Here is a 15,525-nt window from a genome sequence, read left to right as displayed (position 1 = left end):
CTCAGGCCCCGGCGTTCAAATGTTTGAACAGCGGCGGGTTGATCGTGCAGTTCTCGATCACCTTCGACAGGCGCAGCACGGCCTGGTCGATATCGCTGCCGCCCATGGCGATGAGCGTCGCGATGGCGGCGTTGGCGACGATCTTCGAGCGCATGCCTTCATCGCCGGCGCACATATAGGTCGCGGCGGTCTGCGCCACCTTCGCCAGCGCGTCGATCGCACGCGCGCGATCCGGCATCAGCGCCACCAGCCATACCGCGCCGCGCAGGAATTCCTCGTTCTGGACGCTGACTCGCATCCAGGTGGCGCGCGATTCGTAGGTGCTGCGCCCGTCCGCGCGCCGGTACACCGGCTTGCGCAGCCCCAGCACGCCTTCGGTGGCGCGCGTGTTCTTGTAGACATAGTCGTCCGTGCGAATCAGTTGCGTGTGCAGCGCGCTGCACAGGCCATGCTGCGCTTCGCTGGCGAGCACCATGGCAACCGCCCTGCCGAGCGCAGCCACCGAATCAGCATGCCGCACCGGCCAGTCGGGATGCTGTGCTTCCAATTGATCGATCGCGACGGCGAAGCGATCGCCGTTGCAAAGGTCGGAATACGTCGCCTTGTCGAGTGCCGGCGTGTGGAAGAGCGCCAGCCAGTCGTGCAGCCGCGCTTCCACAAGCTCCAGCCCGAGCGGCGCGCACGATGCCAGCGCCTCCTTCTGCCAGGCCGCGGTCGCCCTGGTGGCGCGGCGCTGCGTGATCAGGGTTTCGACAAGCGCGGTCCAGTCCGAATTCTCGAGGTCGGCGAGCACGTCGAGCCCCGGAATCTGGTCGCTGTTCCACATGTATCGGGAATGGGCCTGGGCGAGCTCAATCATGCCCGGCAGGCGGCGATAGGCCGCGGGATCGGCGAACCCGGTGCGCTTGCCATTGTGCTGGCTGAGACTGGCGAGCGCAGTGCCGCCGTCCTGCCAGGCCGCGAAACGCGGCGCGACGTCGCCGACCGTCGGCCAGGCTGCGGCAAAGGCAGCGCCGTCACGCATCCACGCGGCCTTCGCGCCGCCCTTCGTCTGCCGCCGAATATCTTCAAGCGCGACCGTCACCTCGGCAAGGAGGTCGGCCCAGAATTGGGCGTTGAGCCGCTCGCATTCTTCGATGGCCCAGGGATTTTCCGCCCCCTCGCAGCGCTGCAGGAGAAACTCGGTTGCGCTCACCTCGACACCGGCGAGCTTCTCGAGCTTTTCGGCGCGCGCGATCATCTTCTTGGTATCGGCTTTGCGATAGGAAGAGTTACCGCCACGTATCTCGGCCGCCATGGCGCTCAACGCTTCGCAGTCGCGGCTCGAGAGGTAGCCCCCCTGCTTGATCGCGCTGCCGATGAGCGTGAGCAGCGTGTCGAAACTCGTCTGCGCGTAGCGCTGCTTGCGCAGGCGCTCGTCGCCCAGAAGCAGTTTTACGAGTCCGCCGATGTGCTCCGCGCGCACTTCGACCGGCTGGCTGTAGATACAGCAGTGGGCATGGTAAGCGGCCTTCGCGCGCGGCGACGCGCCGTCGCGGTTGCCGTCGTGGAGGCCGGGCCGGTCGGCGAGATCGGCCAGCAGATCGCCGCGCTCCTCCGCCGTGAGATCGTGGAGGGCCCGCGACTGGCGGTAAAGGTCAGAGAAGCCCGCCTTGTCGAGGTCGCGTTCGCTCGACAGCGCGGCAAAGAACCGGTCGAATGGCGTGCTGCCACCGAAAAGTCGGTCCTGGGCTCGTGGTTCCCCGAGCCCCTTGCGCCCGAAGCCCTGCCCCAAGCCCTTACGACCGAACCCCATGAAACCCACGATGCGCCTCCCCAAGACACCTTCCCACGTCGCAGAATCCCTAGCTGATCGTAGTTTAGATGAAATGAATATATTCTCCTAAGAGCCGGGCGCTCCTCTCTTCCCGTACTTCCAGACGGCCGATCAGTCGGGCGTCCGATAGCTATTGCCTGTGCTACGAAAGGTCGTTCGCTCAGCGCGGCAGGCGAAAATGCGGCCGGTTTCGGGATCGCCGCTTGATCCGGTGAATGGCGGCACCTGGGCGCATCGCGGCCGCTCGTCTTGCGCGGCTGGAACCGGGCCGATAGCGGTCCGGGAGCTTTTTCGGGATCGGGATGGATTGCTGCCGGTCACGCGGTCGATGACTGAAGGTCCGCTTCGATATCACAGTGGTTGAAACCGGCGATAATCGCTAAGCATTTTCCGCAGCCCACGCTGCCGCTCTCTAGAGAATTCCGTATATTCTACAATTACTTGGAATTTTCGTTAACTTTGTCTTAACCTATAGCCCCTATCGATCATCGGAGCATTCGTAGTTTCCGACTCGCGTAGATCGAGCAACGAGGCGATCCGGCTCAAGCCGACTATCAGAACTTTCTACGTGTGCACCCCACCGCTGCGTGAGGTGCGTCACGCTCTGATGACGCGCCAGCACCCGAGAACATCATGTTCAAGCCAAGCCACGTCGCGTTCGCGATGCTCGCGATGCCTGTCGCCGCGCAGGCGCAGCAAGTGCCCAGCGTAGGCACGCAGCTTCAACAGCTTCCGCAGCCTCCCGCACCGGAGCGGCCCGCGCCCGATCTCGTCGTCGACCGGGCGGTGATCACCGCCGATGCGCCGGGCGGGCCCTCCATCCAGGTGCATTCGCTCCGCATCACGGGGCAGACGCGATTCTCCGAGGCCGAATTGCTGTCCGCGGCCGGTTTCGTACCCGAGCGGTCGTTGACCTTCGCCCAGCTCCGCGCACTCGCCGCGAGAATCTCCGAATTCTATCACGCCCGGGGCTATATCCTCGCCCAGGCCTATCTCCCCGAGCAGGACGTTCAGGACGGTGCGGTGACGATCGCCGTGGTGGAGGGCCGCTACGGCAAGATCGACCTGCGCAACAGCGCCCCTATTTCGAACGGGGTACCCGCGCGGGTCCTGAGAGGCCTCGATTCGGGCAACCTCGTCTACAACGACACGCTCGAACGCCGTCTGCTGCTATTGTCCGACATTCCGGGCGTTCGGGTAAAGGCCACGCTGGCGCCTGGCACTGCGGTGGGCACCTCCGATCTGATCGTCGATGTGACGCGCGGCCCCCTGATCACTGGCAATGTCGAGGCCGACAATGCCGGCAGCCGCTATACCGGCGCCTATCGTTTCGGCGGCACCATCAACGTCAACAACCCGGCGGGCATCGGCGACTTGCTCAGCGTCCGCCTGCTCGCATCCGACGGGGGGCTCGGCTATGGGCGGATCTCGTACCAGGCGCCGGTCGGCAACGCGACGCTGGGGCTGGCTTTTGCCCATCTGCGCTACACGCTGGGTCGCGAATTCGACGCGCTCGACGGCACGGGGACCGCGAACATCCTCACCGCTTTTGGCAACTATCCGGTGGTCCGTTCGCGACGCGCCAACCTCTATGCGCTGGCCGCTTTCGACCGCAAGATGCTCAACGACGATATCGGTCTGGTATCGAGCGAGTCACGCAAGCGGATCCACGCCGGAACGCTCGGTTTCTCGGGCGATTTTCGCGATGATCTGGGCGGCGGCAGCACCAACGTCTTCTCGGCCGGCTGGACGATCGGCAATCTGAATATCCGCAGCGCGCCCGAGCGCCTCATCGACGCAGTCACCGCGCAGAGCGCCGGGGGTTACAACAAGCTCCAGGCCAGCTTCGCGCGGCTGCAGACGATCGCGGGTCCCTTCTCGCTCTACGGCGCGGTGCGCGGGCAGATCGCTTTCGACAATCTCGACAGCTCGGAGAAGATGGAGCTCGGCGGCGCTTATGGCGTGCGTGCTTATCCGAGGGCGAATCGTTCGGCGACATCGGCTATCTCGCCACTGTCGAGGCCCGGCTGCGGCTCGGCCAATGGACGGGCAAGCTTCCCGGCGAATTCGAGCTGATCGGCTTCGTCGATACCGGCCAGGTGCGATACGCGCAGGATCCCTGGTTCACCGGCTCCAACCATGCCCGCCGCAGCGGCTACGGTGCCGGACTCAACTGGTACGGGCCCGAGGGCTTCATTCTGCGCGGCAGCTATGCCCGCAAGCTGGGCACCGGCCCGGCGACGTCCGCGCCCGATCGCGACGGGCGCTTCTGGTTCCAGATCGTGAAGATGTTTTGACGAGCGACCGAGATTGGCTGGGCGCCCCGCCCGTACGCGTAAAGGATTGCACCATGACCAGCACCGATCGCCGCAAGCGCCTGTTGTTCGGATCGACGGCGCTGGTGAAGTTCGTCGGCCTCGCCGCGCTCGGCATCGCGTCGCCCGTGGCGACGGCACAAGCCCAGACTTTGCCGAGCGGAGGCACGGTGACGGCTGGTACGGCGACGGTGACCAGCAATGCGAACACGCTGACGGTCAACCAGAGCAGCCAGAACGCCGTGCTCAACTGGCAGAGCTTCTCGATCGGCAAGACCGAGACCGTCGTCTATGTCCAGCCCAACAGTAATTCGGTCGCGCTCAACCGGGTGACCGGTCCCGATCCGTCGGCGATCCTCGGTTCGCTCTCGGCCAACGGCAAGGTGTTCCTCGTCAACCCGAACGGCGTGGTCTTCGGCAAGGGTGCCAACGTCAATGTCGGCGGGTTGGTCGCCTCGACGCTCGACCTCTCCGACGCGGACTTCATGAACGGGCATTATGCCTTTTCCGGCAGCGGCGGCACGGTGCGCAACGACGGCACGATCACCGCCGATGGCGGCTATGTCGCTTTGCTGGGCGGGCGCGTCGACAATCAGGGTGTGATCCGCGCCAATCTGGGCACCGTCGCGCTCGCCGCAGGCACCGCGATCACGCTCGACGTGGCGGGTGACGGACTGCTCAACGTCGCGATCGACAAGGGTGCGGTGAACGCGCTCGTCCAGAATGGCGGCATGCTCCAGGCCGATGGCGGGCTGGTGATGATGACCGCGCAGGCGGCGGGCGCCTTGCTGCGCACCGCAGTGAACAATAGCGGCGTAATCGAGGCGCGCAGCCTGCAGAACCGCGACGGCAGGATCATGCTGCTCGGCGACATGCAGAACGGCACGATGCGCGTGGGCGGCGTCCTCGATGCCAGCGCGCCCAATGGCGGCAATGGCGGCTTCATCGAAACCTCGGCGGCGACGGTCAACGTCGCCAGCAACGCGCGCGTCACCACCGCCGCCGTATCCGGCCTCACCGGCACCTGGCTTATTGATCCGGCCGACTTCATCGTCGGCGCCGGCGGCAACATCTCCGGCGCGACCCTGTCGACTCAGCTGGTCACCAACAATGTCGTGATCAGCACGATCCCGCTGCCCGGCGCCGCTACCGGCGGCAATGGCGACATCATCGTCAACGATGCCGTCGCGTGGACCGCTTCGGGCACGCCGACGACATTGACGCTCAACGGCTATCGCGACGTCGTCATCAACGCCGCGATCAGCGCGACCAACGGCAACATCGTCGCGTGCTGCGGCCGCGACGTGATCGTCAATGCACCGCTGACCACGGTCAACGGCAGCATTTCCTTGAGCGCCGGCCGGAATATCCAGGTGTTCCACGCGCTCACCACCACCGACGGCAATATCCGCCTGTGCGCGGGGCACGATGTGCATATCGACGCCGCCGTCACGCTGACCCGCGGCTCGACCATTCCGGCGCAGAGCCTCGGCCTGCCGGTCGGGCTGACCCTGATCGCGGGCGCGGACGGCAGCGGCCCCGGGCCGGCCGGCGGAACGGTGATCTTCGCCCCGCTCGCGCCGCCCACCACGGTCACCGTCGCGCCGGTGAACCTCTATTATAATCCGGTCTCCTATGCCGCGCCGACCGACTTCTCGACCCGCTTCGTGCTGACCGAGGGCGCGACTCTGACCCAGCGCATGCTGGTCTTCCCCAATGGCGACAAGGTGTTCGACGGCACCAACACCGCCACCCTGACGGGGTTCAACACCAACGCTGCATCCGGGCTTCCCGTCGGCGTCGTGCTGATCCAGAACCCGGGCGCGACGGCGGTGTTCGACGATTCCGCAGTGGGAACCGGGACCGGGATCACCTTCGTCGGCTACAGCCTCGGCGGCGCCAATGCCGACCAATACGCGCTCGCCGCAAATTGCTGCGCTGCCGGTTCGAGGACGCGCGGGACGATCAGCCCGGTGGCCACGCCGACGCCGACTCCTGCGCCGACCCCTACCCCGACGCCGACACCCGTCCCCACGCCGACTCCAACGCCAGCTCCCACGCCGACGCCTACTCCAGCTCCGACTCCGACTCCGACTCCCACGCCGACGCCGACGCCGACGCCGGTCCCGACCCCCACGCCAACGCCAACGCCGGCACCGACACCTGCTCCGACTCCGGCACCGACGCCCGCGCCGTCAGCGAGCCTGCCCGCCATTCAGCAGCCCCTCACCGGGCTCGCCCCCGAGGTGCGGATGCTGCCGATCGCGCCTGGCCTCGCCGTCGCGGACACCGGCGTGCGGATGCCCGGCACACAACTGGCGTCGTTCGAGGCGCCCATAGTCGCCGACCAGCGCCCGATCAGCCGCGTCGGCAGCGAAAAGACAGGAAACAGCTTCCTCGAGGCCCCGAAGCCCAAGGCGCCGGTCGTGCCGGTCTATCGTCGAAAACAGGCGCGGCACTGATCTGGCCCGAATCGTGCGCCACCATAAGACCCGCCGAACCGGGATAGCGCAGCGCCCGGCAGCGCGGCGCCTGCTGCTGACAGCGCTGATCGGCAGCTTCGGACTTGCCATGCCTGCCGGGGCGCGTCCGCTTGCGAACGCGCCCGGCGACGCCAGAACCGACGCTGACTTCGGCGGCGAAGTCGCCTCCAAAGAGGTCCGCCAGATCGCCAACTGGATCTTGGCTTCGCGCGACAATCAGGCATTGCCGTTCATCGTCATCGACAAGATCAGCGCCAAGGTCTTCGTCTTCGATGGCGAGGGGCGGATCCGCGGCGCGGCGCCGGCGCTGCTCGGCATGGGCCGCGGGGATGATACGGTCCCGGGCATCGGCCAGCGCAAACTCGCGACGATAAAGCCGGCCGAGCGCACCACCCCGGCAGGACGGTTCGAAGCCGCGCTCGGAAACGACTTCGACCAGGACATTCTATGGGTGGACTATGACAGCGCATTGTCGCTCCACCGCGTCATCCAAGGCAATCCCAGAGATCGGCGGCATGCCCGCCTGGCCTCGCCGACTCCGCTCGACAACCGCATTTCCTATGGCTGCATCAATGTGCCGGTGCATTTCTATGACGCAGTCGTGGCGCCTGCGTTCAAGGGCACCGTCGGGATCGTCTATATCCTGCCCGAGACGAAGTCGCTCGAAACAGTATTTTCGCTTCGCGCGGTCGCGATCCCTAGCCCCTGATTATGCCCGGTTCGCCGCGTTTTGCGTCGGCGATGGCGGCGCGCAGCAGCGACAGACGCCGAAACAGATCGGGATGTGTCGCGGCGACCCCCGTGCTCTGATTTACCAGTCCGCGGATGAACCTCTCGGCGCCCGACAGGTCATATGCCGCCGTCGTCGCGAGGCTCACTGCGAGGCGATCGGCCTCTTCTTCAGTCGCGCGCATCTGCGCAGACCCCACCGGGGTCAAGGGCAGCATGGTGTTCAGCGAAGCGCCTTCGGCGCCGAGCCGATGGCGATGATGGAGCAGGTTGTGCGCCATCTCGTGCCCGATCACCAACGCGAGGTCGTCGTCTGTGCAACGGTTGAGCAACCCGTCGCTGATCATCACGCGCGTTCCGTCGGCCCAGGCGTTGACTTCCTCGTCAGGGATGAATTCGACGTTGGACGGACAGCCCTGCTCGGCGACGAACCGAATATCGCGCTCGCCGCTTGTCGAGGACACGCGAAGTGTCACGGCGCCGCGGCGCATTTGCGCGACCAGTATCTGCTGCACCCGCTCGACCGACAAGCGGCTTGCATCGCCATCGACGACAGGCTCGCCAAGATCGTGTCCATTCACCGAAAGAAGCTGGTCTCCGGCCACAAGCCCGGCTTTGGCGGCGGGAGTCCCGCCGATCACGGCCATGACTCCGACATACCGCCCAAGCCCGAAATTGCGTGCTGCCTCTGGCCGGTCCGCAGTCTCATATTGTTCGAGCCTGTGGAGAACGAAACCCGGTTGTGGCGTGAGAACGGGCTTGCAGCGTGCTCCGTTCGCGATCGCAAGTTTATACGCAACACGGGCGACCCTCAGGTCCTGCGCGCGCAATTGCGCAAAACGGCCGTCCGGCACCGGGCCGGTGCTCGCAGAAGCGGCACCGATCGATCCGATCGCCAGCAAGGCTGACAATATCGCGCAGCAGACGGATTTGACGCGCGCGGCGCCGAACAGGTCAAGATGCGCCAACCACGGTGCTACATACATTCGCCCCATCTAGGTCGCCCGGCCCCGGCGCAAAACACCGGAGCATGGCCAATAAAGGGACGTGCCGAAACGGTACCGAAGAGAAACCTGTTAACTGCTTGCTCTCTATTCGGCGAAAAGGCGCACGGCATACGAAGCTGCGCCAGATGTCATTCCTTCTCCCCGCCGGAATCGCAGCCTGCAGCGCAAGCCGCATTTTCTTGATTCCGCGATCATCAACGAAGCTGCGAGCAAGCACCCCGCTCCGTTCAAAGCGACGTCGTACCACGACGATATTCCACACTCTTCTTTAGACCGCGGCCAATTGCAGAATAACTGAAGCGCACTGGACCGCCGCTTATCAGCTGATATTCGAAAAGAACGACCGCTTTCAGGCTCAGCCCTCGCCGCGCTTGGTGATCGCTAGTGGCGGATTGCTGCCGTTCGTCGGGGACGTCCGCAATTGGGCCGGTTGCAGAAACGACGTATCAAACCAGCCGGTCGACGCACCGACTTAGTGGGCTTCCCAAGACTTCTGTTCGATCCTCTTGCCGCCGTCGATCTCCAGGCGCGCCTTAGAGGGGAGGCGTCGAGGGAGCCTCTCCCATCGATTGGGCGCTGCATGAGCTGCTTCATCAGCGCTGTGGCCCGCCTGTCGTGTCGGGCACTGCAATGACGGCGTTTTGCTCGCGGACTCAGATTGCCGCTAAGCTAGACGGACTGATGCAGCCCGATGCAAATATCTACGCGTTCGGTTTTGGTTCTGAGGATTGGATACGCAATCGAGTATCTTGGACACGCAATTGATGTCGGACGATCACGCAAATCTCACGTTTTTTGCGGATCGCTGGCCACGCAATCGGTTTATGCCAGACGGCTCCGATCGGCGCGCAGGCTCTGATCGGGCCGACGATGGCGGCGAAGCCGACGTTTAGCCGGGCCACGCCACGGGTCCCCTCCCTTTCTGGGGAGGGAGGAATCGGCAGAGATCAGCTCTCGGCGTCTTCCGCCGGCGCCTCGCCCTCGGCAGGACGCTCGAACCACGCCTCGACCGGGCCGGTCAGCTTGATCGTCAGCGGCTGGCCCTTGCGGTCCATCTTCTTGCCGAGCGCGACGCGGATCCAGCCTTCGGAGATGCAATACTCCTCGACGTCGCGGCGCTCGACGCCCTTGAAACGGATGCCGATGCCGCGTTCCAGCAGCTCGCGCTGAAAATGGGGGTTGCCGGGATTGACCGACAGGCGGTCTGGAGGAGTATCGCTCATGAATCGGCCCTTTGCCGTTATTGCGCGACGCTTTCAAGATAACGGTGGATCGCCGAGACCACCACCGATCCCTCGCCTACCCCCGAGGCGACTCGCTTGACCGATCCCGAGCGCACATCGCCCACCGCGAAGACGCCGTGCGCCGACGAGCAGAAGAAGGTCTCGCCCGAGCCGGTCCTCACGAACCCGGCCTGGTCGAGCTCGACGCAGCCGTCGAGCCAGTCGGTGTTGGGCTGCGCGCCGATCATCACGAACAGCGCGCCGACTTCGTGCCGCTCCACGGTACCGCTCTGACGGTGCGTCCAGCTGAGCGCGCGCAAATGCTTGTCGCCTTCCAGCTCGGTCACTTCGGTGAAGGGATGGAGGGTGATCTTGTCCGAAGCCTCGATCCGCTGGATCAGATAGTGCGACATCGTCGCCGCCAGCCCCGCCCCACGCACCAGCATGTGGACGTGTCCCGCGGTGCGCGAGAGATAGATCGCCGCCTGCCCCGCCGAATTGCCGCCGCCGATCACCACGGCGGTCTGCGCGGCGCACAGCCCGGCCTCCATCGCGGTCGCGGCATAATAAATGCCGTTGCCCTCGAGCTCGGCATAAAGCGGCAAATCGAGCTTGCGGTAGCGCGCACCGGTGGCGACCACCACGGCATGCGCCTTGAGCGTCGCGCCGTCGTCGAGCCGGATCGTATAGGGCCGCGCGTCGCAATCGATCCCCGCGGCACTGCGCGACACCAGCAGCCGCGCCCCGAATTTCTGCGCCTGGACCTGGGCACGCCCGGCGAGCGCCTGTCCCGAAATACCCGTCGGGAAGCCCAGATAATTCTCGATCTTCGAGCTCGTCCCCGCCTGTCCGCCCGGCGCCACCGATTCGATCACGATCGTGTCGAGCCCCTCCGACGCGGCATATACCGCCGATGCAAGACCGGCCGGCCCCGCGCCCACCACCGCCACGTCATGGACATGCTCGGGATCCACCGCCGAGGCGAGCCCCAGTGCATCGGCGAGCTGGGCGTTGCTCGGGTTGCGCAGTGCCCGCCCGTCGGCGACCACCACCGGCAGATCGGCATCGCTCAGCCCGAAACATTCGAGGAAGCCCGCCGCGTCGCCATCGGTTTCGGTGTCGATCCGCCGGTGCGGCAGCGCGTTGCGCGACAGGAAGGTCTCGATCCGCGCGGTGTCCGACGCATGCGCCGGCCCGACCAGCGCCACCCCGGCCGTTCCGTGAAGCAGCATCCCCACCCGGCGCAGGATGAAGGCACGCATCACGATCTCGCCGATATCGGGCTCGGCCACCATCATCCGGCGGAACTCGGCGCGCCCGACCCGCACTACCCGGGTCTCGCCTTTGGCGCGCGCGCTGACGAGGATCGTGCGGTCGTTGAACAGGTCGAGCTCGCCGGTGAACTGGCGCGGCACATGGGCGTGGACCACGCTCTCGCCGCCCTTCACATCCACGTCGACGATCTCGATCGCCCCGCCCAGGCACAGGAAGAAATCGACGCTGCGATCCCCGCGCCGGAACAACATCGCGCCGTCCGCCAGTCCTTCCTCGGTGCCGAACGCGGCAACCCGCGCCGCCATCTCGCCCGACAGTGAAGGAAAGGTCTGCGCCTCGCGCAGATAGGGGTCCGAAGGATCGGGTCGTTGCGCTGGCGAATCATGTCCCATGCCGGCACTTTAGCGCCTCTTCCGCACATGCGAAGAGCGGCGCGGACCTGCGCCCGCGCCGCTCGTCTCACCCGGCGACCGGATCAGCGGCAGTAACGCACGCGCACACGCCGATCGAGATACGGATCATAGACCCGCCGCACGGTGCACCGGTCCCAGCCGCCGCGATAGCGCCGCTGGTAATCGCGGTAATAATAGCCATCGGTCGGGTAATAACCGCGCTCGCGATAATAACGCCGGTCGTAATCGTAGCGACGATCGTAGCGGTCGCCGCCGGCCAGCGCCGCGCCGATCGCGAGCCCGGCAATGCCTGCGACGATCGCGGTGCCGGCATCACCGCGATCACGATGATAATAACGGTCGCGATAACCGTAGCGCTGCGCCTCCGCCGTCGGCGCGACGGCGACCAGCACGCTGGCGCCGAGGACCGTGCCGAGCACTGCCTTCTTGACGAGATTGGTCATGCTATTCCTCCTCTCAAACAACACGCCGGGACATGAAAACAACGCGATTGGCGGCGCTTATGTCCCTGAATAGCGCGCCGCGGCTGAACCCATCCGGAATCGGGTGTTCAGCCGCGGTTTAGGCGGTTAATCGGTGCGGCATGGCTTATTGGCTCCTCCGCTCCGAACCCGATGCCTATGCGTGGGACGATCTGGTCCGCGACGGCGCCACCGAATGGAACGGCGTGCGCAATTATACCGCGCGCAATTTTCTGAAAGAGATGCAGCCCGGCGACCGCGCCTTCTTCTACCATTCGAACACCGAAAAGGCCGTGGTCGGGATCATGGAGATCACCCGCGCCTGGCAGCCCGACGGCGACGACGGCAAATGGGCCAGCGTCGCAGTCAAGCCGGTCGAGAAGCTTGGCCGTCCGGTCCCGCTCCCCGACATCAAAGCCGAGCCGCGCCTCAAGGATCTCGAGATGCTCCGCCAGTCGCGCCTGTCGGTGACTCCGGTGCGCGAGGCCGAATGGGCGGTGCTGCTGGAGATGAGCGGCACCTAGACCCTCCCCGGAACGGGGAGGGGGACCAGCCGCAGGCTGGTGGAAGGGGCTCTCCGCGAGCGAGTCCGTTGAGAGCTCGCTCTCCACCCCGAAACCAGGTTATGCGGCCCCCTCCCCGTCCCGAGGAACTTCCGCCTCCTCCGCCGGCACCCAGGCCTCGGCCTCCTCGATCAGCATCACCGGCTCCAGCGAACCGCGATACGGCGTCCCCTCGAACGGCAGAGTCACGAACGGCTCGTCCGGATCGTCCTCGGCCACGTCGGCGGCCGCCTCTCCACCCGCATCGATCGCGGCATCGCCAGCGGCGCGACGCTCGGCACAAGCGACGATCGCCGCCGCGACCGCCGCCTCGGCCTCGGCATCGAGCGCCACTCCGGCAAACCCCGCCAGCGCTGCCGCGAGCCCGTCGTCGCGCAGCGCGCCGGCCTCGCCCCCGCCCACCTCGCCGTCGCTGACCACGGTCTGCACCATCGCGCTCGCCTGCGCCGCCGCGATGCTCCCGCCATCCACGATGCTCCTTCCCGCACCGACACCCGTCCCCGCGCTCGCCCGCGTCGAGAAATAGTTGATCGTCGTGCGCTTGCCCGAAGCGTCGCGGCCGTAATGGCGCAGGCAGAAGATCAGCAGCGCAGTGTTGTGCTTGCGGCGAAAGCCCATCAATTTGCCGCCGACGAACACCGGGATCAGTTCGCCCTCGATCGCGCGCTCGAAGGCCAGGTCCTTCAACCGTGCCAGCCCGAAATCGAGTGCCGCGTCCCACGCCCGCCGAAATCCTTCGGCCCCAGCCGCGCGGCGCAGCGCATAGGCATTGGCCTGCGCCATATTGACCATCGCCGCCGCGCGCCGGACGGATCCCGTGTCGGCAAGCGCCGCGATGAACGCCTTTTGCCGCTCGGGCGTCCACCCGTCATGCCGATTGCCCTTGCGCGGCACCGCCGCGAAGTCGGGTATATCAGGCCGCGCCGCGCGCGGAACGGGAACACGGTTTTGCATGAAGACCCCTCCTGTCGAATCGCCAATCGATCAGGGTGTATGGATTTCGCGGCGTGTAGGAAAGGGTTTTGTTTCCGGTTTGTTCTATCGCTGGATAGCCTCAGCCAAGCGGCAGCCTGACCACCGCGCGCAGTCCGCCCTCTGGACGGTCGGCTCGCTCGATCGGCGCGGAGAGGAGCATGGCGAGTTCGTCGAGGATCCGGCTGCCATTGCCTGGCTTCGCTGCGGGCCCGAGGCCGACACCGTCGTCTTCGACGATTAGCTCGGCATAGGGTCCGTCGAAGATCAAGCGGACCGCAAGATTGCCGCCTGTCTCGGGGAATGCATATTTGAGAGCGTTGACCACCAGTTCGCTGGCAATCAGCACAAGCGCCCGCCTTTGCTCGGATGTCAGCCACAATTCCGCGACCGAACAGCGCAATCGGACCGGCCGTTCGCCATTTCCGAAAAGCTGGACGAGCCCCGTGACGACCCGCTTCAGCAGGTCCGCGCAGGGCATCTTCGCGCCGGGAGCCTGTTCTTCAGCGAGTTCGGCATAGGCAGCGGCGAGCGCGTGCGCGTTTGCTGCCATATCCTCGAGATAAGATGCGTCAGGCAATCGAGCGCGCATATGGACCAGCGCGGCCGCGAGCTGCGCAAGATTTCGCGCGCGATGTACGGAATCTCCCGCCCATAGCGCGCGTCTGGCATCTGGGGTAAGTGAAGTATCGATGCGCGCTGGCGAGACCGGCGGACTGAACAGTTGAATCAAAGATTCCGCCGTTAACGCCGAATTGCATCCCGTGGAGGCAGACTTGTCTCCTTGTGCCTCCACTGTGCTTTCCCCAGCGTAATCTAGTCCATGCTAGTCGAGTTCTGGGGGCAGTTTCTTGCTCATGATCAGTGATACGCACGGGAAAATGCATGATTTCTGTGGAGTCGCTGCGCCCACTGGATTTCCGGCCTGCGCCAGGGGCAATGGACGAGACCAAACTAGCGGATCCCGCCGTTGGAAGTCCCGCCGTTGAAGGTCCCGCCGGCACCAGGATTGCCATCGACCTCCTGCAGGACGTCGATGCCAAGCGTGGTCGCGATCACCGAAAGTAGTCGATGGGCGGGATTATCCCCGGGATCGTCGTCACGTTGGTCGCTGATGTCGTTCTGCACCTCTACGGCGGTCCGCACGATATCCACCGCTTCCCCGACCGACAGGACCGATCGCATCAGCAGGCCGTGAATAAGACTTTCCACGAGGAGAAGTGCAGCTTCGCCGTGCGGGTCGGGCCGCGCAGGGTTCGCGGCCGAGGCCACTTCATTGTCGGTAACATCAGACATGGATTGGCGCCTTGGACAGCAGGCGAGGAAGGATCCTCAGCCGCCGACGCCTGAAACGTGTATCGACGATAGCTGGAACCTAGTGGCTGCGCCGCTCCGTTCCTAGCTTGAACTTAACTTTGGATAATATCCTACGGCAATATATTGTAGCGAGGCTATTTCGTAGGCCTTGCAGGCATGGCAAATCGGTTTGTCCAAAAACTCAACGGCTTCGTCCAATTGGGCGGCGAGGAGATCGCCGCGCTTGAGCGCGCGACCGCGCATCCGCGGAAGCTGGCAGCCAGGCACGACCTGATCCGCGAGGGAGACAAGCCTGGGCCGGTGTTCGTGGTCCTCGATGGCTGGGCCTTCCGCTACAAGATCCTTCCCAGCGGTTCCCGGCAGATTATGGCATTCCTGATGCCGGGGGATGCGTGCGACCTGCACGCCGGCATGCTCGCAGAGATGGATCACAGCATTCAGACGGTCGTGCCCAGCCGGGTCGTCGCCATCGCGCGCGGCGAGATGGACAGGATGATGCAGGATTACAACGCCATCGCCAGAGCGATGTACATCGCCCAGCTCGCGGACGAGGGCACGCTGCGGGCCTGGATCGTCAGCATGGGTCGCCGCAGCAGCACCGAGCGCGCCGCGCATCTCATGTGCGAGCTCTATATCCGCGCGCAGAATATCGGGCTGGTGGAGGGCACCGAGTTCGAGCTCCCGCTTTCCCAGATCGTGCTGGCCGACGCGCTCGGGATGACGCCCGTCCACACCAACCGGGTCCTGAAGCAGCTGCGCCTTGCCGGCGCGATGGTCCTGCGGCGCGGAAGCCTGACGATCATGGATCCGGTGAAGCTGATCCAGATCGCCGGTTTCGACGAAAACTATCTCCACCGCCGGCTGCACCCGCCCCGCTGATCTGTCTCACCCGCCTCCGGTCCGCGTCGTGCCCAAGCAAAAAGCGCCGGGGTCTCCCCCGGCGCCTCTCAT

General features: G+C 65.4%; 14 protein-coding genes. 6 read left to right on the top strand and 8 right to left on the bottom strand.

The window, feature by feature from the left end; all coding sequences use genetic code 11:
* Position 1: 1 nt before the first annotated feature.
* Complete coding sequence (locus CVN68_RS19100) at positions 2-1,804, bottom strand: hypothetical protein (RefSeq protein ID WP_158298960.1); 1,803 nt, start codon at positions 1,802-1,804, stop codon at positions 2-4.
* A gap of 645 nt (positions 1,805-2,449) precedes the next feature.
* Here CVN68_RS19100 and CVN68_RS19095 point away from each other — a divergent pair.
* Genes CVN68_RS19095 through CVN68_RS19085 form a run of 4 tightly spaced genes read left to right on the top strand, consistent with a single transcriptional unit; the run spans position 2,450 to position 7,323 of the window.
* Positions 2,450-3,892, top strand: a complete 1,443-nt coding sequence (locus CVN68_RS19095) for a ShlB/FhaC/HecB family hemolysin secretion/activation protein (protein WP_233503432.1) — start codon at positions 2,450-2,452, stop codon at positions 3,890-3,892.
* A gap of 23 nt (positions 3,893-3,915) precedes the next feature.
* Positions 3,916-4,113 (top strand): hypothetical protein, encoded by a 198-nt coding sequence (locus CVN68_RS24070; RefSeq protein ID WP_233503431.1) that lies wholly within the window; start codon positions 3,916-3,918, stop codon positions 4,111-4,113.
* Between the two features lie 53 nt (positions 4,114-4,166).
* Positions 4,167-6,593 carry a two-partner secretion domain-containing protein gene (locus CVN68_RS19090; RefSeq protein ID WP_100283599.1) on the top strand — a complete coding sequence of 809 codons (2,427 nt, stop codon included), beginning with the start codon at positions 4,167-4,169 and terminating at the stop codon, positions 6,591-6,593.
* A gap of 13 nt (positions 6,594-6,606) precedes the next feature.
* Positions 6,607-7,323 (top strand): L,D-transpeptidase, encoded by a 717-nt coding sequence (locus CVN68_RS19085; RefSeq protein ID WP_199560133.1) that lies wholly within the window; start codon positions 6,607-6,609, stop codon positions 7,321-7,323.
* Here the strand turns inward: CVN68_RS19085 and CVN68_RS19080 are convergent.
* The 4 genes from CVN68_RS19080 to CVN68_RS19065 all read right to left on the bottom strand — a co-directional run bounded on the left by CVN68_RS19080 (position 7,313) and on the right by CVN68_RS19065 (position 11,704).
* Entirely contained in the window at positions 7,313-7,990 is a 678-nt protein-coding gene (locus tag CVN68_RS19080; RefSeq protein WP_158299045.1) for a M48 family metallopeptidase, read from the bottom strand. The two genes, CVN68_RS19085 and CVN68_RS19080, sit on opposite strands and share 11 nt — an antisense overlap.
* Positions 7,991-9,297: 1,307 nt before the next feature.
* On the bottom strand, positions 9,298-9,573 hold the full coding sequence (locus tag CVN68_RS19075; RefSeq protein WP_100283597.1) for a DUF3297 family protein: 276 nt from the start codon (positions 9,571-9,573) through the stop codon (positions 9,298-9,300).
* Between the two features lie 17 nt (positions 9,574-9,590).
* Positions 9,591-11,240, bottom strand: coding sequence for an FAD-dependent oxidoreductase (locus tag CVN68_RS19070; RefSeq protein WP_100283596.1), 1,650 nt, complete (start codon positions 11,238-11,240; stop codon positions 9,591-9,593).
* Between the two features lie 83 nt (positions 11,241-11,323).
* A complete protein-coding gene (locus tag CVN68_RS19065) occupies positions 11,324-11,704 on the bottom strand; it encodes a hypothetical protein (RefSeq protein WP_100283595.1) in 381 nt (126 codons plus the stop codon).
* Between the two features lie 140 nt (positions 11,705-11,844).
* On the opposite strand from CVN68_RS19065, the gene CVN68_RS19060 reads away from it, so the two are divergent.
* Positions 11,845-12,246: an EVE domain-containing protein gene (locus CVN68_RS19060; RefSeq protein ID WP_100283594.1), complete on the top strand. Its 402-nt coding sequence runs from the start codon at positions 11,845-11,847 to the stop codon at positions 12,244-12,246.
* Positions 12,247-12,345: 99 nt separating this feature from the next.
* Here CVN68_RS19060 and CVN68_RS19055 read toward each other — a convergent pair whose 3' ends face one another.
* The 3 genes from CVN68_RS19055 to CVN68_RS19045 form a co-directional block, all read right to left on the bottom strand.
* Entirely contained in the window at positions 12,346-13,239 is an 894-nt protein-coding gene (locus CVN68_RS19055) for a hypothetical protein (RefSeq protein WP_199560132.1), read from the bottom strand.
* A 100-nt stretch (positions 13,240-13,339) separates the two neighbouring features.
* On the bottom strand, positions 13,340-14,053 hold the full coding sequence (locus CVN68_RS19050) for an ATP-binding protein (RefSeq protein WP_158298959.1): 714 nt from the start codon (positions 14,051-14,053) through the stop codon (positions 13,340-13,342).
* A gap of 158 nt (positions 14,054-14,211) precedes the next feature.
* Positions 14,212-14,553 (bottom strand): hypothetical protein, encoded by a 342-nt coding sequence (locus CVN68_RS19045; protein ID WP_100283592.1) that lies wholly within the window; start codon positions 14,551-14,553, stop codon positions 14,212-14,214.
* A gap of 219 nt (positions 14,554-14,772) precedes the next feature.
* Here CVN68_RS19045 and CVN68_RS19040 point away from each other — a divergent pair, with 219 nt between their 5' ends.
* Positions 14,773-15,453, top strand: coding sequence for a Crp/Fnr family transcriptional regulator (locus CVN68_RS19040; protein WP_233503430.1), 681 nt, complete (start codon positions 14,773-14,775; stop codon positions 15,451-15,453).
* Positions 15,454-15,525: the final 72 nt, after the last annotated feature.

Source organism: Sphingomonas psychrotolerans, assembly GCF_002796605.1.
Lineage (GTDB): Bacteria > Pseudomonadota > Alphaproteobacteria > Sphingomonadales > Sphingomonadaceae > Sphingomonas > Sphingomonas psychrotolerans.
Note: the sequence above shows the minus strand (reverse complement) of the source record. Positions and strands in the feature narration are given on the sequence as shown.